The sequence below is a fragment of the Pseudomonas sp. UW4 genome, from assembly GCF_000316175.1.
GTDB lineage: Bacteria > Pseudomonadota > Gammaproteobacteria > Pseudomonadales > Pseudomonadaceae > Aquipseudomonas > Aquipseudomonas laurylsulfatiphila.
The window spans coordinates 3,868,871-3,887,646 of the sequence record NC_019670.1; the positions used below are offsets into that span (position 1 = coordinate 3,868,871).

Genomic DNA, 18,776 nt, shown 5'->3' on the forward strand with positions numbered 1-18,776 from the left:
ACCGGTTGGCCTCGCTTCAGCAAATTGGGTAGGTGATAGCTTCGGTGTTTTGTGAGTCTTTCGAACTTTCGGTTCGTTTCGTCTTCACACACCGCAATCTGGTCTCTTTCGTCTTTTCAACTAGGAGCATCAAATTGCTTGGGTGTTATATGGTCAAGCCTCACGGGCAATTAGTATTGGTTAGCTCAACGCCTCACAGCGCTTACACACCCAACCTATCAACGTCGTAGTCTTCGACGGCCCTTCAGGGAACTCAAGGTTCCAGTGAGATCTCATCTTGAGGCAAGTTTCCCGCTTAGATGCTTTCAGCGGTTATCTTTTCCGAACATAGCTACCCGGCAATGCCACTGGCGTGACAACCGGAACACCAGAGGTTCGTCCACTCCGGTCCTCTCGTACTAGGAGCAGCCCCTCTCAAATCTCAAACGTCCACGGCAGATAGGGACCGAACTGTCTCACGACGTTCTAAACCCAGCTCGCGTACCACTTTAAATGGCGAACAGCCATACCCTTGGGACCGGCTTCAGCCCCAGGATGTGATGAGCCGACATCGAGGTGCCAAACACCGCCGTCGATATGAACTCTTGGGCGGTATCAGCCTGTTATCCCCGGAGTACCTTTTATCCGTTGAGCGATGGCCCTTCCATACAGAACCACCGGATCACTAAGACCTACTTTCGTACCTGCTCGACGTGTCTGTCTCGCAGTCAAGCGCGCTTTTGCCTTTATACTCTACGACCGATTTCCGACCGGTCTGAGCGCACCTTCGTACTCCTCCGTTACTCTTTAGGAGGAGACCGCCCCAGTCAAACTACCCACCATACACTGTCCTCGATCCGGATAACGGACCTGAGTTAGAACCTCAAAGTTGCCAGGGTGGTATTTCAAGGATGGCTCCACGCGAACTGGCGTCCACGCTTCAAAGCCTCCCACCTATCCTACACAAGCAAATTCAAAGTCCAGTGCAAAGCTATAGTAAAGGTTCACGGGGTCTTTCCGTCTAGCCGCGGATACACTGCATCTTCACAGCGATTTCAATTTCACTGAGTCTCGGGTGGAGACAGCGCCGCCATCGTTACGCCATTCGTGCAGGTCGGAACTTACCCGACAAGGAATTTCGCTACCTTAGGACCGTTATAGTTACGGCCGCCGTTTACCGGGGCTTCGATCAAGAGCTTCGCGTTAGCTAACCCCATCAATTAACCTTCCGGCACCGGGCAGGCGTCACACCCTATACGTCCACTTTCGTGTTTGCAGAGTGCTGTGTTTTTAATAAACAGTCGCAGCGGCCTGGTATCTTCGACCGGCGTGGGCTTACGGAGCAAGTCCTTCACCCTCACCGGCGCACCTTCTCCCGAAGTTACGGTGCCATTTTGCCTAGTTCCTTCACCCGAGTTCTCTCAAGCGCCTTGGTATTCTCTACCCAACCACCTGTGTCGGTTTGGGGTACGGTTCCTGGTTATCTGAAGCTTAGAAGCTTTTCTTGGAAAGCATGGCATCAACCACTTCGTCACCTAGAAGGTAACTCGTCATCAGCTCTCGGCCTTAAGATCCCGGATTTACCTAAGATCTCAGCCTACCACCTTAAACTTGGACAACCAACGCCAAGCTGGCCTAGCCTTCTCCGTCCCTCCATCGCAATAACCAGAAGTACAGGAATATTAACCTGTTTTCCATCGACTACGCTTTTCAGCCTCGCCTTAGGGACCGACTAACCCTGCGTCGATTAACGTTGCGCAGGAAACCTTGGTCTTTCGGCGTGGGTGTTTTTCACACCCATTGTCGTTACTCATGTCAGCATTCGCACTTCTGATACCTCCAGCAAGCTTCTCAACTCACCTTCACAGGCTTACAGAACGCTCCTCTACCGCATCATCCGAAGATGATACCCGTAGCTTCGGTGTATGGTTTGAGCCCCGTTACATCTTCCGCGCAGGCCGACTCGACTAGTGAGCTATTACGCTTTCTTTAAAGGGTGGCTGCTTCTAAGCCAACCTCCTAGCTGTCTAAGCCTTCCCACATCGTTTCCCACTTAACCATAACTTTGGGACCTTAGCTGACGGTCTGGGTTGTTTCCCTTTTCACGACGGACGTTAGCACCCGCCGTGTGTCTCCCATGCTCGGCACTTGTAGGTATTCGGAGTTTGCATCGGTTTGGTAAGTCGGGATGACCCCCTAGCCGAAACAGTGCTCTACCCCCTACAGTGATACATGAGGCGCTACCTAAATAGCTTTCGAGGAGAACCAGCTATCTCCGAGCTTGATTAGCCTTTCACTCCGATCCACAGGTCATCCGCTAACTTTTCAACGGTAGTCGGTTCGGTCCTCCAGTCAGTGTTACCTAACCTTCAACCTGCCCATGGATAGATCGCCCGGTTTCGGGTCTATTCCCAGCGACTAGACGCCCTATTAAGACTCGCTTTCGCTACGCCTCCCCTATTCGGTTAAGCTCGCCACTGAAAATAAGTCGCTGACCCATTATACAAAAGGTACGCAGTCACCCAACAAAGTGGGCTCCCACTGCTTGTACGCATACGGTTTCAGGATCTATTTCACTCCCCTCTCCGGGGTTCTTTTCGCCTTTCCCTCACGGTACTAGTTCACTATCGGTCAGTCAGTAGTATTTAGCCTTGGAGGATGGTCCCCCCATATTCAGACAAAGTTTCTCGTGCTCCGTCCTACTCGATTTCATGACTAAGAGATTTTCGCGTACAGGGCTATCACCCACTATGGCCGCACTTTCCAGAGCGTTCCGCTAATCTCAAAGCCACTTAAGGGCTAGTCCCCGTTCGCTCGCCACTACTAAGGGAATCTCGGTTGATTTCTTTTCCTCAGGGTACTTAGATGTTTCAGTTCCCCTGGTTCGCCTCTTGCACCTATGTATTCAGTACAAGATAACCATCTTATGATGGCTGGGTTCCCCCATTCAGACATCTCCGGATCAAAGTCTGTTTGCCGACTCCCCGAAGCTTTTCGCAGGCTACCACGTCTTTCATCGCCTCTGACTGCCAAGGCATCCACCGTATGCGCTTCTTCACTTGACCATATAACCCCAAGCAATCTGGTTATACTGTGAAGACGACATTCGCCGAAAATTCGAATTTCTCAATTAAGAGAACTCACAAATTTTACCTTAGCCTGATCCGTTACCAGTGAAAGTAACGTTCAGTCTATCTTTCTATCACATACCCAAATTTTTAAAGAACGAACTAGTCAAAGACTAGAAATCAACATTCACCATCGAACCGATGGAATGCTCATTTCTAAGCTTTATACAATCAGAAGCAGTAGTGGTGGAGCCAAACGGGATCGAACCGTTGACCTCCTGCGTGCAAGGCAGGCGCTCTCCCAGCTGAGCTATGGCCCCGTATTTCTACAGGCGTTTCCCACACAAAATTGGTGGGTCTGGGCAGATTCGAACTGCCGACCTCACCCTTATCAGGGGTGCGCTCTAACCAACTGAGCTACAGACCCAATTTCGGGCTGCTTCTTTCGTCTTCTTCAATGAATCAAGCAATTCGTGTGGGAGCTTATGGAGCAGCTGAGTCGTCGATTAAGGAGGTGATCCAGCCGCAGGTTCCCCTACGGCTACCTTGTTACGACTTCACCCCAGTCATGAATCACACCGTGGTAACCGTCCTCCCGAAGGTTAGACTAGCTACTTCTGGTGCAACCCACTCCCATGGTGTGACGGGCGGTGTGTACAAGGCCCGGGAACGTATTCACCGCGACATTCTGATTCGCGATTACTAGCGATTCCGACTTCACGCAGTCGAGTTGCAGACTGCGATCCGGACTACGATCGGTTTTGTGGGATTAGCTCCACCTCGCGGCTTGGCAACCCTCTGTACCGACCATTGTAGCACGTGTGTAGCCCAGGCCGTAAGGGCCATGATGACTTGACGTCATCCCCACCTTCCTCCGGTTTGTCACCGGCAGTCTCCTTAGAGTGCCCACCATTACGTGCTGGTAACTAAGGACAAGGGTTGCGCTCGTTACGGGACTTAACCCAACATCTCACGACACGAGCTGACGACAGCCATGCAGCACCTGTCTCAATGTTCCCGAAGGCACCAATCCATCTCTGGAAAGTTCATTGGATGTCAAGGCCTGGTAAGGTTCTTCGCGTTGCTTCGAATTAAACCACATGCTCCACCGCTTGTGCGGGCCCCCGTCAATTCATTTGAGTTTTAACCTTGCGGCCGTACTCCCCAGGCGGTCAACTTAATGCGTTAGCTGCGCCACTAAGAGCTCAAGGCTCCCAACGGCTAGTTGACATCGTTTACGGCGTGGACTACCAGGGTATCTAATCCTGTTTGCTCCCCACCGTTTCGCACCTCAGTGTCAGTATCAGTCCAGGTGGTCGCCTTCGCCACTGGTGTTCCTTCCTATATCTACGCATTTCACCGCTACACAGGAAATTCCACCACCCTCTACCATACTCTAGCTTGTCAGTTTTGAATGCAGTTCCCAGGTTGAGCCCGGGGCTTTCACATCCAACTTAACAAACCACCTACGCGCGCTTTACGCCCAGTAATTCCGATTAACGCTTGCACCCTCTGTATTACCGCGGCTGCTGGCACAGAGTTAGCCGGTGCTTATTCTGTCGGTAACGTCAAAACACTAACGTATTAGGTTAATGCCCTTCCTCCCAACTTAAAGTGCTTTACAATCCGAAGACCTTCTTCACACACGCGGCATGGCTGGATCACGTTTCGCCCATTGTCCAATATTCCCCACTGCTGCCTCCCGTAGGAGTCTGGACCGTGTCTCAGTTCCAGTGTGACTGATCATCCTCTCAGACCAGTTACGGATCGTCGCCTTGGTGAGCCATTACCTCACCAACTAGCTAATCCGACCTAGGCTCATCTGATAGCGCAAGGCCCGAAGGTCCCCTGCTTTCTCCCGTAGGACGTATGCGGTATTAGCGTTCCTTTCGAAACGTTGTCCCCCACTACCAGGCAGATTCCTAGGCATTACTCACCCGTCCGCCGCTGAATCAGAGAGCAAGCTCTCTTCATCCGCTCGACTTGCATGTGTTAGGCCTGCCGCCAGCGTTCAATCTGAGCCATGATCAAACTCTTCAGTTCAAACATCTTTGGGTTTTGAGAAAACCCTAAACTTGGCTCAGCAATCGTTGGTTACATCTTTGATTTCTCGCGGAGTAACTTGTGATGCTGATAATCTGTTGACTAGCAGTCTGACCCCACAAGCACCCACACGAATTGCTTGATTCAGTTGTTAAAGAGCGGTTGGTTAAGATCTTTCGTCTCAACCGAGGCGCGCATTCTACAGCAGCCTCATTTGCTGTCAAGTGATTATTTTCAGAAGTTCTCAAGGAATCCTTAACAACTTCAACCACTTGCGCTTTCGATCTCTCGTCAGCGGGAGGCGAATTCTACAGCGTTACTCGCTGCTGTCAACACCTCTTTTTCAACTTCCTTGGCGCTTCGATGAACTGAAGCAACCTGCTGCCGAAAACTGCGTAACTCTTTGTTTACCAAGGAGTTTTACGTTTCGACTGCGCCGGAAGTGGGGCGAAGTATAGACATCTGAAATCAGCCGTCAAGCACTGATTCAGGTTTCCTATCAATAACTTACAGAAGGCGCTAAAACGCCTCGAAGGAAGCCTGAAAGGAGTGGAAAAATGCGCCATCTATATAGAAGAGCTTCCTCAATGCCAGCCACTGTCCAGGTCATGACCGAAATGCGAGTCCACCTCACATGGAAGACTGTACTGGCCGCCAAAAACAAAAAGCACCCAAGGTGCTTTTTTGTCAGCGCTTTCAGCTGAATAACGTCGCCACTCCGGCCCGCGCCGTATGTAGCTTCTTATAGCTGTCGATCAGACGAAGGTGCCTGTCGAGACCTTCCAGCTTCATGCTCGTCGGTGTCAGACCGTAGAAACGTACGCTGCCATCGACCGACCCTATCGCCGCGTCCATTCGCTCGTCACCGAACATCCGGCGGAAGTTGACCTCGTAGTCGCTCAGTTCCAGGTCATCGTCCAGCTGCATTTCCAGCACGACGTTCACCGCTTGATAAAACAGGCCGCGCTCGACGGTGTTGTCGTTGTACTGCAAGAAGGCTTCCACCAGATCCTTGGCCTGATCAAACTTCTGCAAGGCGAGATAAATCAGCAGCCTCAGCTCCAGGATCGTCAACTTGCCCCAGGGCGTGTTGTCGTCGAATTCGATGCCGATCAAGGTGGTGATGTCGGTGTAATCATCCAGCTCGCTGCTTTCCAGCCCCTGGGCCAGCGATCGCAGGCCGACTTTGCTCAGGCTGTGCAGATTCAAGATGTCGGCGCGGAACTGCAGCGCCTTGTTGGTGTTATCCCAGATCAAATCTTCGACCGGATAAATTTCCGAGTAATCCGGCACCAGAATGCGGCAGGCCTTGGCGCCGATATGCTCATAGACCGCCATGTACACTTCTTTGCCCATATCTTCGAGAATGCCGAACAGGGTCGCGGCCTCTTCGACATTGGAGTTTTCGCCTTGACCGGAGAAATCCCACTCAACGAATTCGAAGTCCGGCCTGGCACTGAAGAAGCGCCACGAGACCACACCGCTGGAGTCGATAAAGTGCTCGACGAAATTGTTCGGCTCAGTCACCGCCTGCCCTTCGAAGGTCGGCTGCGGCAGATCGTTCAGGCCTTCAAAACTGCGGCCCTGCAGCAGTTCCGTCAAGCTGCGTTCCAGCGCCACTTCCAGGCTTGGGTGCGCGCCGAACGAGGCAAATACGCCACCGGTACGCGGATTCATCAAGGTGACGCACATCACCGGGAACTCCCCGCCCAGCGACGCATCCTTGACCAGCACCGGGAAGCCCTGCTCTTCCAGGGCCTGGATACCGGCCAGGATGCCCGGGTATTTCGCCAATACTTCCTGCGGCACATCCGGCAGGGCCATTTCGCCTTCGAGGATTTCGCGTTTGACCGCGCGCTCGAAGATCTCCGACAGGCACTGCACCTGGGCTTCGGCCAGCGTGTTGCCGGCGCTCATGCCATTGCTCAGGAACAGGTTTTCGATCAGGTTGGACGGGAAGTACACCACCTTATTGTCCGACTGACGCACAAACGGTAGCGAACAAATGCCGCGCTGGGTGTTGCCGGAGTTGGTGTCGTACAGATGCGAACCACGCAACTCGCCATCCCGGTCGTAGACCTTCAGGCAATACTCGTCGAGGATTTCAGTCGGCAGTTCGTCCTTCGGGCCCGGCTTGAACCAGCGCTCGTCCGGGTAATGCACAAACGCTGCGTTGGCGATGTCCTCCCCCCAGAACTGATCGTTATAGAAGAAGTTGCAGTTGAGCCGCTCGATAAACTCGCCCAGTGCCGATGCCAGCGCGCCTTCCTTGGTCGCGCCTTTGCCATTGGTAAAACACATCGGCGAGTGCGCATCGCGAATGTGCAGCGACCACACATTGGGAACGATGTTGCGCCACGAAGCGATTTCAATCTTCATGCCCAGGTCGGCCAGGATGCCCGACATGTTGGCGATGGTTTGCTCCAGCGGCAGGTCCTTGCCCGCAATGTAGGTGCCCGCCTCGGAGGTCGAATGCGGCATCAGCAGCGCCTGGGCATCGGCGTCGAGGTTTTCGACCTCTTCAATCACGAACTCAGGCCCGGTTTGCACCACCTTCTTTACCGTGCAGCGGTCAATGGAGCGCAAGATCCCCTGGCGGTCCTTGGCGGAGATGTCCGCCGGCAATTCGACCTGAATCTTGAAAATCTGGTTGTAGCGGTTTTCCGGGTCAACGATGTTGTTCTGCGACAGGCGGATATTTTCGGTGGGGATATTGCGAGTCTCGCAATACAACTTCACGAAGTACGCCGCACACAACGCCGACGAAGCCAGGAAATAATCGAACGGCCCCGGCGCCGAGCCATCACCCTTGTAACGAATGGGTTGATCGGCGATCACCGTGAAGTCGTCGAACTTGGCCTCAAGTCGAAGGTTGTCGAGAAAGTTGACCTTGATTTCCATGTGCGATTACCAGAATAACGAGCTAAACGATTTGGCCGCCATTATCCGGTTTTTCAGCGCAGACCGTTAACTTTCCACTATTTATCGATCAACGCGACACCACGCTCCTCCAGCAAGCGCACAAACATCGTGAGGCTCTGCGACACCGTCCCCCTTCGCCACACCAGCCAGGTGCGCAGATAGCGGAACGACTCCGACAACGGCCAGACGCTGACCGTCGAACACCCCGGCATGCTTTCGAGCATGCTGCGTGGCATCAGCGCCAGGCCGGCCCCGGCGCTGACGCAGGCCAGCATGCCGTGATAGGACTCCATTTCGAAAATCTTGCCGGGCACCGCCGCGCCATTGGCAAACCAGCTTTCGAAATGATGGCGATAGGAGCAGTTGGAGCGGAAGGCATAGATGTTTTCGCCATTCACATCCTTGGCCCGAAGAATCGGCTCATGATTGAGCGGTGCGATCAGGACCATCTCCTCCTCGAATGCCGGTACGCCTTCCAGCGCCGGATGCAACACCGGCCCATCGACAAATGCCGCGGCCAGCCGCCCCGACAGCACCCCGTCGATCATGGTCCCGGAGGGACCGGTGGACAGGTCCAGTTCGACCTTCGCGTGTTTCTGGTTATAGGCAGCCAATAGCTCTGGAATTCGTACCGCTGCAGTGCTTTCCAGTGACCCCAAGGCGAAGGCGCCTTGCGGTTCTTCACCCGCTACGGTGGCCCGCGCCTCTTGAACCAGGTCGAGAATGCGTCGAGCGTAATCCAGGAAACTCCAGCCGGCTGGCGACAAGCGCAGGCGACTCTTCTCGCGGATAAACAGATCCACACCCAGGTCCTGCTCAAGCTGCTTGATTCGGGTGGTGAGATTCGATGGCACCCGGTGGATATGCTGGGCGGCCACGCTGATGCTGCCGTGCTCGGCGACAGCCTTGAAAATTTCGAGCTGAACCAGATCCAAGTCATTCTCCAAACGTGAACGTTATGCTCAGTATTATTCAGTTTCCATAAAACATATACCCCCATAACCTGAGCACATTCCTACCTAGCAGGACGGTGCCATGACCCACGTATCCAGCCTTACCCATGCCATTTCGATCAACCCGACCACGGGCGAGCAGATCGGCCAGTACCCTTTCGAATCCGATTCGGCATTACAGGCCGCGCTGGCGCGGGCCACTACCGGGTTTCGAGCCTGGCGCAGCAAACCGGTAGAGCAACGCGCGCAGCTGTTGATCAACCTCTGCCAGGCCTTGCGCAACAATGCAGAGGCCATGGCCAGCATGATCACCCTGGAAATGGGTAAGCCGATTGCTCAGGCCCGTGGCGAAATTGAAAAATGCGCACAGCTCTGCGAGTGGTATGCCGAACAGGGTCCCGCCATGCTCAGCGCAGAACCGACCCCGGTTGAAGGCGGCAAGGCACGCATTGAATATCGCCCGCTCGGCCCGATTCTGGCCGTCATGCCGTGGAACTTCCCCATCTGGCAAGTGCTGCGCGGCGCGGTTCCCACCCTGCTCGCCGGCAATACCTACGTACTCAAGCACGCGCCCAACGTCATGGGTAGCGCCTACCTGCTGCTGGAGGCCGTCAAGCAGGCGGATTTTCCTGAAGGTGTCTTCGAGGTCATCAACGTCACCCCGGACGGTGTATCCAAGGCGATCGCCGATCCACGCATCGCGGCGGTCACCCTCACCGGCAGCGTGCGTGCGGGCATGGCCATCGGTGCCCAGGCCGGAGCCGCGCTGAAGAAATGCGTATTGGAACTGGGCGGCTCCGACCCGTTTATCGTGCTCGACGACGCGGACCTCGATGAGGCGGTCAAAGCCGCCGTGATCGGGCGCTATCAAAACACCGGACAAGTCTGCGCCGCTGCCAAACGCCTGATTGTCGAGCAAGGCATTGCAGAGGAATTTACCCGCAAGTTCGTCGAGGCCACCCAACGACTGGTCATCGGTGATCCACTCGCCTCCACCACTTACATCGGCCCGATGGCGCGCTTCGATCTGCGCGACGAACTGGACCAACAGGTGCGCGACACACTGGAAGAAGGCGCGACCTTGCTGCTGGGTGGAAAGAAGGTCGAAGGCACCGGCAACTACTACGAACCCACTGTACTGGGCGACGTGACCGATCAGATGACATCCTTCAGACAGGAGTTGTTTGGTCCCGTGGCTTCAATCATCACGGCCCGCGACGCCGCCCATGCGCTGGCGCTGGCCAATGACAGCGAGTTCGGCCTCACCGCCACTATTTATACGCGCAATGGCGAACTCGCCCGGCAGATGGCTGGCGAACTTGAAACCGGCGGAGTGTTCATCAACGGCTATAGCGCCAGCGATCCGCGTGTCAGTTTTGGTGGCGTGAAGAAGAGTGGCTTTGGCCGGGAACTCTCGCACTTCGGAGTGCGCGAGTTCTGTAATGCTCAGACGGTTTGGCGAGATCGGCGTTAAGGGCAATGCAGTGCTTCGATCTGGCTCAATCTGGCTCAACGAACGCAGCGCAAGCAGTCAGCCTGACATCGCGATCCTCAGCGCCACTGCTGCTTCAAGCAGCTTGTTCGCCTGGGTCGAGACAGCTGCAGCCATTTCTTCATCCCCTGCTTCTCTGAGCGTTGCAGCCAGATCGAGCAGCTTCCCCACCTCGGCCTCGATAGTGCGGACGGATTCGCCTATTTGGTATTTAAGTGAATGAGCCATCTCGATCAGACCTCGGACCGGATTAAAGACAAATCCCACCTGGGCGAATGCTCAAGTCATTGAGTTGCGTTTCACTGACCGCCATTCGATTGCCCCAAAACCATTGTGGAGTACTGAGCAGAGAGTATCGAAAGTTTTGATGTCGTGTCGTACTCCAGTAGCACTTGGCCCAACGGTTACGCCACGGTATTTCGTATTCAGCTGTCACACCTTCGTCACACCGATCAAGCACAATACGGACAGCCAAAGGGATTTGGCCCATCTACAGAAAGCCCGGCCCAGCGCCGGGCTTTTTACTTTTTGGCCCATGTTCCCCAAGCCGGACGACTGATTCAGAGCGCAGGGTGGTTCGCTGGCTCAGCGCGGCTCTTTACACACCAGCCTAATGAGCAGCAAAACCAACAACACATTCAATACGGCCAGCGAGCTCAGGCCCGCAAGCACACCGCCAGCGCCCCAGGCCTGCAACAGGTAACCGCCCGCGAGCGGGGTCAAGGCTTGTCCAATGAGCGAAGGCCGAGCCATGCGCCCCATCAGCAACACATAATGGGCAGGCGACATGAGGGCCAATGGCAGCAGGCCTCGAACGATCGCCCGCAAACCATTACCCGCGCCGTAGATCACCAGCCCCAGAGCGGTCATTGCCGGCGCGATAGTCACAAACAGCAGACCGATTGCCACGAACACCACGGAGATCAACGTCGTCCAGATCGGGTGACGCTTTCGCGAAAACACTTGTAGAACACGTGAACCGACCTGGCTCGGCCCCAGTAAAGCGCTCAGCCCGATGGCGGTTGCAAGCGAGTACCCCTGCCCCTGCAACAGTGAAATCAGCTGGACCGACATCGCCGTCATGATCACTGCACCCAACGCGAAAATCAGTGTGAGCAACAGGTAGATCCGCTGATCGATCAAGCGACCTTCATCACTCACTGCCTGGCTTTTTGTGAGTGCTCCCGCGCCCCGCGCCAGCACCCAGAGATATAGCGGTGCCACGGCAACGACCAATAGCACCCCATAAGCCACGCACGTCGCGCGCCAGCCAAGGTGTTCGATGACCAGCGCAACCGCGGGCCATGACAGTGTTGTCGCAAACCCTGAAATGAGCGTAATCCCGGTAATCGCACTGCCCGCGCGCTCTCCATAGAGAGAACCTAAAGCGGCGAAAAGCGCTTCATACAGCCCCAGCGCCATACCGACGCCAATCACTGCCCACGACAAAAAAAACATCGGCAACGAGGTCGAACTGGCCATCAGAAACAACCCGATGGCGACGCCCAGGCCGCTACTGGCCAGGATGGGGCGGCCGCCGTACCGGCCGATAAGCCGGCTGGTCAACGGTGCCAGCATCGCGGAAACCAGGATGCTCAGAGACAGTGCGCCATACACCCATTGGCTGGCCCAGCCGGTCTCTTTCATGATCGGATCGGCCATGACGGCCATCAGGAAGAACGAACCTCCCCAGACCAGAACTTGCAGCATCCCCAAAATGAAGATGCCGAATACGCCAGGCAGTCGCGTTTGTTGGTTCAAGACAATGTCATCAGTAATCAGAAAAAAGCGGAAGTCGTGAGCAACCGCGCAACTGCGGATAATTGGGCGATTTGCACGGGGACGGGGCACTCGCAGCTAACAGATTCGCCGTTGACTCAAAGCATGTGTCCAGCCCAGATTTTGCGATTGACCAGATCGGCGGCAATTTCGATGAAGGCATCCCCGACAAATTTGGCGGCCGGACTGACACGCCTGTCGGCCGGGAAAACCTGAACAAGCTTGCGCATGGGAACGGGGTCGACCAAGGGGGCCGCACTGAGCACGCCTGCTTCGATTTGCGCGTAAATCGATGCCAAAGGCAAAGCGGTCAAACCGAAGCCATTACGGACCAGGTCGATCATGGCGCCGAAGGAGTCGGCTTCAACGCTGGTCTTGAGCTTGATCCCGACTTGACGCGCACAATCATCCAGAATCACGCGAAGGCTATGTCGAGCGCTTGGCAATACCAATTGCTGCTCAGCCAATGACTCGAACGAAACCGGCGTATCAAGACGCAGGTTGGCGCTGGCGGGACCGACCAGCAGCAGATTTTCCATCATCACCGGCACGATACGCAGCGTATGCAGGGGTTGGGGATCGTAAGAAATCGCCAGCTCCAGTTCGCCACGCTGAACCCAATCGAGCAGATAGCCGCTGAAGGCCGAGGAAAACCTGATGGCGAGATTCGGATGTGCTTCCTTGATCTTGCGTACCAATGGAACGGTGATAATTTGCGCGACCGTCGGCGTCGTGCCGATGACGACCGTTCCCCGAAAAGATGACTTTGCGCCCACAACAGAACTTCGAATGGACTCCATTTCCTCCATGATTCGGGTGGCATGTGCCAGCACTTCACGGCCGGCATCGGTGATCTCCATGCCTCGCCCATGTCGGTCAAACAGGTAGGTGCCAAGCTCCTTTTCCAACAATCGAATTTGCCGGCTAAGTGCCGGTTGCGCGATGTGAAGACGATCCGAGGCCTTGCTGAGACTGCCCAGTTCGGCAACATGAATCAGGGTTTTGAGTTGAACGACATCCATTACCAGGCCAGTCAGCATCGGGCTCGACGCGTTATGCGGCGAAAGTGCTGTGAGTGTAATCGCATTTGTGCACCTTGGAATGACCGGCAACCCCCGTGTCATGCGGCCCCGGGACTTTCAAGCCGGCTGTAACCCCCGGCCCGCCGGGGCTGCACGCCAAGCTATCAAGCTATATAATTCAGGTATATCAGTTAGGCCTGCCTGACGGCTTATTACCCTCCCGACTCTGCGGTAGCGTGCAATCAACGTCGACGCCACAGAGCGCTCGACTCATTACAAGAATAAGATTCGAGGGTTCGCGCCATGATGTTCAATGCTTCGTCTCACCCGTCCGATTTCCCCGGGTCACTACCGCTCGCCACGCTCGTGCCTCCACCCTCCCCCTTCTCTACGGAAAACCGGCCGTGAGCGAGTTCACGCCTTTTCGTTAAACCCAAAACCCAACGAGTCAGTCTCGGACGCGCATCAGCGCGCTCCTCGTCTCTCCTCGCCTTGAAAAAAGGGTGAATCACATGTCCGCATCAATCCCAGACGCCAAAGACCACTCAGCCGAAACCGCTGCGATGAGAGCGCCGAACCGCGTCAAAGCCATCATGGGTGCCTGCTCGGGCAATCTGGTGGAGTGGTACGACTTTTTCATTTACGCCTATACCGCCATCTACTTTGCCGCTTCGTTTTTCCCCAAAGGCGACACCACCAGCCAGCTACTGGCGACCGCGGGCGTCTTCGCCGTCGGTTTTTTCATGCGCCCGCTCGGTGGCTGGATTTTCGGCTGGATCGCTGACACTCGTGGTCGCAAGGTCTCGATGATTATTTCGGTGTTCATGATGTGCGCCGGCTCGCTGCTGATCGCCGTCATGCCGACCTACGCAACCATCGGCGTCGCGGCGCCGATCCTGCTGGTGGTTGCCAGGCTGATTCAGGGCCTGTCGGTCGGTGCGGAATACGGCACCGGCGCCACCTACATCAGCGAAATCGCGACACCGGGCCGCCGCTGCTTCTATGGCTCGTTTCAGTACTTCACCATCATTGCCGGTCAGTTGCTGGCCTTGATGACCGTAGTCATTCTTCAACAAACCCTGACCGGCGAAGAGTTGCGCGAGTGGGGCTGGAGGATTCCGTTCTTCATCGGCGCGCTGAGTTCGATCGTGGTGGTGTATCTGCGTCGCGCCATGCATGAAACCGCCAACAAGAAAGACATGAGCCGCAAGGATGCCGGCTCTCTGCGCGGCATGTTCAAACACAAACGCGCAGTTGCCCTGGTGGTGGCGTTCACCATCGGCGGTTCGCTGTATTTCTATACCTTCACTACCTACATGCAGAAGTTCCTGGTGATCTCCGCCGGTTTCAATCCGGAAACGGTCAGCTTCATCATGACGGCGGCCCTGATCGGCTTCATGCTTTGCCAACCGTTGTTCGGCTTGCTCGCCGACCGCATCGGTATCAAGGCGCACATGCTGATGTTTTCCGGGCTGGCCATGTTGCTGGTGATCCCCCTGCTCTACTCGCTACAGTCGGTCAGCAACCCGTTCATGGCATTCGTGCTGGTGCTTGGCGGCCTGGCCATTGCGTCGCTCTATACGCCGATTGCCGGGATCGTCAAAGCCGAACTGTTCCCGCCTGCCGTACGTGCATTGGGGGTTGGATTTCCCTATGCGGTGGGTAACGCGGCATTTGGCGGCACCGCCGAATACGTGGCCTTGTCGCTTCGCTCACAGGGCATCGAGGCGTATTTCTTCTTCTACGTAGCAGCGGTCGTGAGCATCACCTTCATTGCCGCGATGCTGATGCCAAACCTGTCGCGTTACGGCTATATCAGTGGCTCAGGCGAGATTGAAGAACGTACAGGTTTGAAGGGATGTGTAAAACCGCATGCTGCGCGAGTCTGATTGACGGAGCATCCCCAGACGACCTTCAAGGGCCCATGATTTGTCATGGGCCCTTTTTTCATCATCTTATGGCAGGTGCAGGTGCTACCGGCGTTACAGATTCGGAGATGCTGTTGCCGACCTTTTCCCGATGGGGCCATGCCTGCAAATCAAGATCAAGATCCGTGAACTGGCTGGAGTCGAAGATCGGCGTCTTGATGCCGGCCTTGCGCTGCCGGTCATAGTCACGCAGCAGGCGCATGCCGACGTTGAACAACAGCGCGAGGGCGATCAGATTGACGAAGGCCAACAGCGTCATGGTGATATCGGCAAAGGCGAAGACCGTACCCAGGTTTTGCACGGCGCCCCAAAGGATCAACAGCAACACCAGGCCCCGATAGGCCATCACCGCCGCGCGTTTATCACCCAGTAGAAAGCGCAGGTTGTTTTCGCCCAGATAGTAGTTGTAGAGGATCGACGTGAAGACAAACAGCGCCAACGCCACGCTGATGAACGTGCGCCCCCAGTCCCCGACCACAGCCGCCAGTGCGTTCTGTGTCAGTACCAGGCCATCGCCTTCGAAACCCGGCGTGTAAAAGCCCGACAACAGGATCAGCAGCGCCGTGCAGGTACAGATCACAAAGGTATCCAGGAAGACGCTGAAAGCTTGAACCACCCCTTGAGCCGCCGGGTGATCGACTTTCGCTACGGCGGCTACGTTGGGCGCACTGCCCAGGCCCGCCTCATTGGCAAACACCCCGCGTTTGACGCCCATGACGATGGCACTGCCAACCAGGCCGGCGAATGCCTGGTCGAGGCCAAAGGCACTTTTGAAAATGGTCATCAGCATGCCCGGTACATGGTCAAACTGAAGCACGATCACATAAACGGTCACGCCAATGTAAGCCAGTGTCTTGACCGGCACCAACAGGTCCGAGACGGCAGCGATGCGCTTGATGCCGCCCATGAATACCAGGCCGAGCAATACGGCAATCGCAATGCCGGAGTAAGTCGTAGAGAAGCCGAACGCATTGTTCAGCGAGTGAGTCACGGCATGGGACTGCAACCCGTTGAAGGCAAAACCGAAAGTCACCAGCAGCAACACGGCCATGACCTTACCCAGCCACGCCTGTTTCAGTCCGTACTGGATGTAATACGACGGCCCACCCCGGAACTGTCCCTTGGCGTCGCATCGTTTGTACAACTGTCCCAGGCTGCACTCAAAGAAGCTGGTGGACATGCCTACCAGTGCGGTCACCCACATCCAGAACACCGCACCGGGCCCGCCCAACGTCACGGCCAACCCGACCCCGGCGATATTACCCGCCCCTACGCGACCCGCCAGGCTAAGCATCAAGGCCTGGAACGAGCTGATCTGACCGGCGCTCTTCTGCACGCTATCGCGAAAGGCTCCGAACATGTGCAGGAAATGGCGAAACTGGACAAAGCGTGAACGAATCGTGAAATAGCCACCCAGGCCTACGATGAGCACGATCAGAAGCTTTCCGGAAAGAAAGCCGTTTATGACTTCGAGCATGATTTGAACCTCTTGTTGTTATGGATTACAGGCATGCACGCGCCCTCACACATCGCCGTGGCAGGCATGTGGGATGAAGCGCGTTGAATAGCAACCGCGAGCCCCTGTCAGGCTCGCGCGATACATCGGGGAGCGATCGGGGCGATCGGACTTACCCGGTTCGACTGCTGGTCTGGAAATCGGCGATCTGTTTCCACATCGCAATGGGGTTGGAGTACATGGGGAAGTGGCCGCAGGCCGGAATTGGCGCCAAACGCACGCCTCGGGCCTCGATGTGCGAAAGGTAGGACAGTGAAGCGTTCTGCTCGCCGTACATGAACATTCGCGGGCACTTCAAGCCGAGAAACTTGCTCATGAGGTCGGCGTTATCGGAAAGGTCGACCATCGACTCGAATATCCCCCGCACGGCCCCGGCACGCACCTTGTGCCTGAGACTCGCCGAATAGAGTGCGCTGGCGTATGCCGGGGCCTGCCGGGCACGCTCGATGAAAGCCGTGAAGAACTTCTCTGGATCATCGCTTGGAAAATCGACGATCTGCCGGCTGAGAAAACAGTCTTCCGGGGCAATATTGCCCTCTATATCGACGAAACTGATTACCCGTTCCGGGAACTGATGGGCCAGCATCAGCGCAGTCAGTCCGCCCATGGAGTGGCCGACCAGATGGAAGCGCTCGATACCGAAATGCTCCAGCATCTGTAATGCGGTCTGCAGCAGAAAAGGAATAGAAATACTGGAAAGGTCGCTGCACTGGCTCTCACCGCAGCCCGGTGCGTCGTAGGCGAGGAAGGGATGCCCGGCGAATTCCGCGTGCTGCACGATGTCGGCGTAGTCCTCTTTGGTGGAACCAAAACCATGCAGAAACACGATCGACGTCAGGTTGCCATCTCGATGAATGGCGGCGACGTTCAACTGGACGCCCTCGACGGTCAACGGGACCTGCGTATGAGTGAACGTTTCGGATGCGGTCACGTAAAGGACTCCTTGGACGATAAGTCTGCCGCCGAAACAGGTCATCGGCGACAGGCCCAATTTCAGCCGGTTGGAGTCTTATGTAAATTCCTAATTGTGGAAGGTTTCCATACGCCAAACCTATCGTTGATCGCCCACTCGCCGCCCTCGCCCGTCTCAGGCCTTTTTCCGCAATCGGGCAATGACTTCGGCTATGAGCGGATTGGGCCGATCCGCATTCCAGGCCACCGCCGTCGTCACCACGTTGAGCTTCTGACTCAATGATCGAAAGACCACGTTATCCGGTGCCATTTTTTTCAAGGATGCCGGTACCAGGGCGATGCCCTGCCCATAGCTGACAAAGGCGATTTGCGAAGCGACAGAACGCACTTCGTGCAGCACGCGAGGGGAAAATCCGCTGGCTCGGCAGGTTGCAATCAAGTTGTCGAAATACACCGGGCTGACCTTTCGCGAAAACATCACCAAAGGTTCGTTGGCCAGGCTGGACAAACTGATACGCGTGCGCGCAGCCAATGGGTGGTCACTGGGCAACGCCACTACCAGGCGATCTTCCAGCAATGGCAGTGACTGGATCGAGGCGCCCAGATCACCGTCCAGGCGGGCGAAGGCCAGGTCGATATCACCGGCTTCCAGCGCCGGAACGGCCTCTACGCTGTCGATTTCCCGCACGGATACGGTCAGGTTCGGGTAATCGACCTTCATCTGTTCGATCAGACCGGGCAGTACGTCGAACATGGCTGTGGAGATGGCGCCGATAGTCAACATCCCCGACTGTCCCGCTACCGCCTCCTCAACCGCCAGTTCCAGGCGCTCGAGTTGCTCGGCGAATTTACGCACCGCCGGCAGAATCGCCGCCCCCACGGGGGTCAGTTTCGCCCCGCGTCGCGAGCGCTCGAACAGTTGGACCTTGAGTGCCTGCTCCAGCACCTGAATCTGTTCGCTCAGGGGAGGCTGAGACATGCCAAGCCGCTTGGCTGCACGGCCGAAATTCTGCTCTTCGGCGACGGCCAGGAACAGCCAGAGGTGACGGATCAGACGGAAATTGATCATGATTTTTCCATAGGTTTAGCGTATCTAACGCTTCTGTGATTAGTAATATACCTATCAAATCGCCTCGTCGACACTGGTCGCCTCCGTCATCGC

10 protein-coding genes, 2 tRNA genes and 2 rRNA genes are annotated in these 18,776 nt (G+C 55.9%); 2 read left to right on the plus strand and 12 right to left on the minus strand.

Annotated elements, in window-relative coordinates:
- Nucleotides 1-149: 149 nt before the first annotated feature.
- The 6 genes from PPUTUW4_RS16840 to PPUTUW4_RS16865 form a co-directional block, all read right to left on the minus strand.
- Nucleotides 150-3,044 (minus strand): 23S ribosomal RNA (locus PPUTUW4_RS16840).
- Nucleotides 3,045-3,291: 247 nt separating this feature from the next.
- A tRNA-Ala gene (locus PPUTUW4_RS16845) sits at nucleotides 3,292-3,367 on the minus strand.
- 30 nt (nucleotides 3,368-3,397) lie between these two features.
- A tRNA-Ile gene (locus tag PPUTUW4_RS16850) sits at nucleotides 3,398-3,474 on the minus strand.
- Between the two features lie 80 nt (nucleotides 3,475-3,554).
- Nucleotides 3,555-5,090: ribosomal RNA gene (locus PPUTUW4_RS16855) — 16S ribosomal RNA — on the minus strand.
- The 16S and 23S rRNA genes sit together here with 2 tRNA genes alongside, the layout of an rRNA operon.
- A 696-nt stretch (nucleotides 5,091-5,786) precedes the next feature.
- Complete coding sequence (locus PPUTUW4_RS16860) at nucleotides 5,787-7,991, minus strand: OsmC domain/YcaO domain-containing protein (protein ID WP_015095783.1); 2,205 nt, start codon at nucleotides 7,989-7,991, stop codon at nucleotides 5,787-5,789.
- Nucleotides 7,992-8,068: 77 nt separating this feature from the next.
- A complete protein-coding gene (locus PPUTUW4_RS16865) occupies nucleotides 8,069-8,947 on the minus strand; it encodes a LysR family transcriptional regulator (protein ID WP_015095784.1) in 879 nt (292 codons plus the stop codon).
- Nucleotides 8,948-9,047: 100 nt separating this feature from the next.
- On the opposite strand from PPUTUW4_RS16865, the gene PPUTUW4_RS16870 reads away from it, so the two are divergent.
- Entirely contained in the window at nucleotides 9,048-10,439 is a 1,392-nt protein-coding gene (locus PPUTUW4_RS16870) for an aldehyde dehydrogenase family protein (RefSeq protein WP_015095785.1), read from the plus strand.
- Between the two features lie 57 nt (nucleotides 10,440-10,496).
- Here PPUTUW4_RS16870 and PPUTUW4_RS16875 read toward each other — a convergent pair whose 3' ends face one another.
- The 3 genes from PPUTUW4_RS16875 to PPUTUW4_RS16885 all read right to left on the minus strand — a co-directional run bounded on the left by PPUTUW4_RS16875 (nucleotide 10,497) and on the right by PPUTUW4_RS16885 (nucleotide 13,276).
- Entirely contained in the window at nucleotides 10,497-10,685 is a 189-nt protein-coding gene (locus PPUTUW4_RS16875) for a hypothetical protein (protein WP_015095786.1), read from the minus strand.
- Between the two features lie 357 nt (nucleotides 10,686-11,042).
- Nucleotides 11,043-12,167 (minus strand): MFS transporter, encoded by a 1,125-nt coding sequence (locus tag PPUTUW4_RS16880; RefSeq protein ID WP_041475060.1) that lies wholly within the window; start codon nucleotides 12,165-12,167, stop codon nucleotides 11,043-11,045.
- 167 nt (nucleotides 12,168-12,334) lie between these two features.
- On the minus strand, nucleotides 12,335-13,276 hold the full coding sequence (locus tag PPUTUW4_RS16885) for a LysR substrate-binding domain-containing protein (protein ID WP_015095788.1): 942 nt from the start codon (nucleotides 13,274-13,276) through the stop codon (nucleotides 12,335-12,337).
- A gap of 494 nt (nucleotides 13,277-13,770) precedes the next feature.
- On the opposite strand from PPUTUW4_RS16885, the gene PPUTUW4_RS16890 reads away from it, so the two are divergent.
- Nucleotides 13,771-15,147 (plus strand): MFS family transporter, encoded by a 1,377-nt coding sequence (locus PPUTUW4_RS16890; RefSeq protein WP_015095789.1) that lies wholly within the window; start codon nucleotides 13,771-13,773, stop codon nucleotides 15,145-15,147.
- Between the two features lie 61 nt (nucleotides 15,148-15,208).
- Here the strand turns inward: PPUTUW4_RS16890 and PPUTUW4_RS16895 are convergent, their stop codons facing one another.
- From PPUTUW4_RS16895 to PPUTUW4_RS16905, 3 genes are all read right to left on the minus strand, one after another.
- The gene (locus PPUTUW4_RS16895) at nucleotides 15,209-16,663 is read right to left on the minus strand and encodes an alanine/glycine:cation symporter family protein (protein WP_015095790.1); all 1,455 of its coding nucleotides are present in this window, start codon (nucleotides 16,661-16,663) and stop codon (nucleotides 15,209-15,211) included.
- Between the two features lie 151 nt (nucleotides 16,664-16,814).
- Nucleotides 16,815-17,633, minus strand: a complete 819-nt coding sequence (locus PPUTUW4_RS16900) for an alpha/beta hydrolase (protein ID WP_015095791.1) — start codon at nucleotides 17,631-17,633, stop codon at nucleotides 16,815-16,817.
- A 156-nt stretch (nucleotides 17,634-17,789) separates the two neighbouring features.
- A complete protein-coding gene (locus PPUTUW4_RS16905) occupies nucleotides 17,790-18,683 on the minus strand; it encodes a LysR family transcriptional regulator (RefSeq protein WP_007980868.1) in 894 nt (297 codons plus the stop codon).
- Nucleotides 18,684-18,776 lie beyond the last annotated feature (93 nt).

What these genes read in the sequence shown, in the direction of transcription:
- PPUTUW4_RS16885 (WP_015095788.1), bottom strand. Translation starts at nt 13,276, where the DNA reads ATGCTGACTGGCCTGGTAATGGATGTCGTTCAACTCAAAACCCTGATT.
- PPUTUW4_RS16870 (WP_015095785.1), top strand. Translation starts at nt 9,048, where the DNA reads ATGACCCACGTATCCAGCCTTACCCATGCCATTTCGATCAACCCGACC.
- PPUTUW4_RS16860 (WP_015095783.1), bottom strand. Translation starts at nt 7,991, where the DNA reads ATGGAAATCAAGGTCAACTTTCTCGACAACCTTCGACTTGAGGCCAAG.
- PPUTUW4_RS16880 (WP_041475060.1), bottom strand. Translation starts at nt 12,167, where the DNA reads ATGCTGCAAGTTCTGGTCTGGGGAGGTTCGTTCTTCCTGATGGCCGTC.
- PPUTUW4_RS16875 (WP_015095786.1), bottom strand. Translation starts at nt 10,685, where the DNA reads ATGGCTCATTCACTTAAATACCAAATAGGCGAATCCGTCCGCACTATC.
- PPUTUW4_RS16905 (WP_007980868.1), bottom strand. Translation starts at nt 18,683, where the DNA reads ATGATCAATTTCCGTCTGATCCGTCACCTCTGGCTGTTCCTGGCCGTC.
- PPUTUW4_RS16890 (WP_015095789.1), top strand. Translation starts at nt 13,771, where the DNA reads ATGTCCGCATCAATCCCAGACGCCAAAGACCACTCAGCCGAAACCGCT.
- PPUTUW4_RS16895 (WP_015095790.1), bottom strand. Translation starts at nt 16,663, where the DNA reads ATGCTCGAAGTCATAAACGGCTTTCTTTCCGGAAAGCTTCTGATCGTG.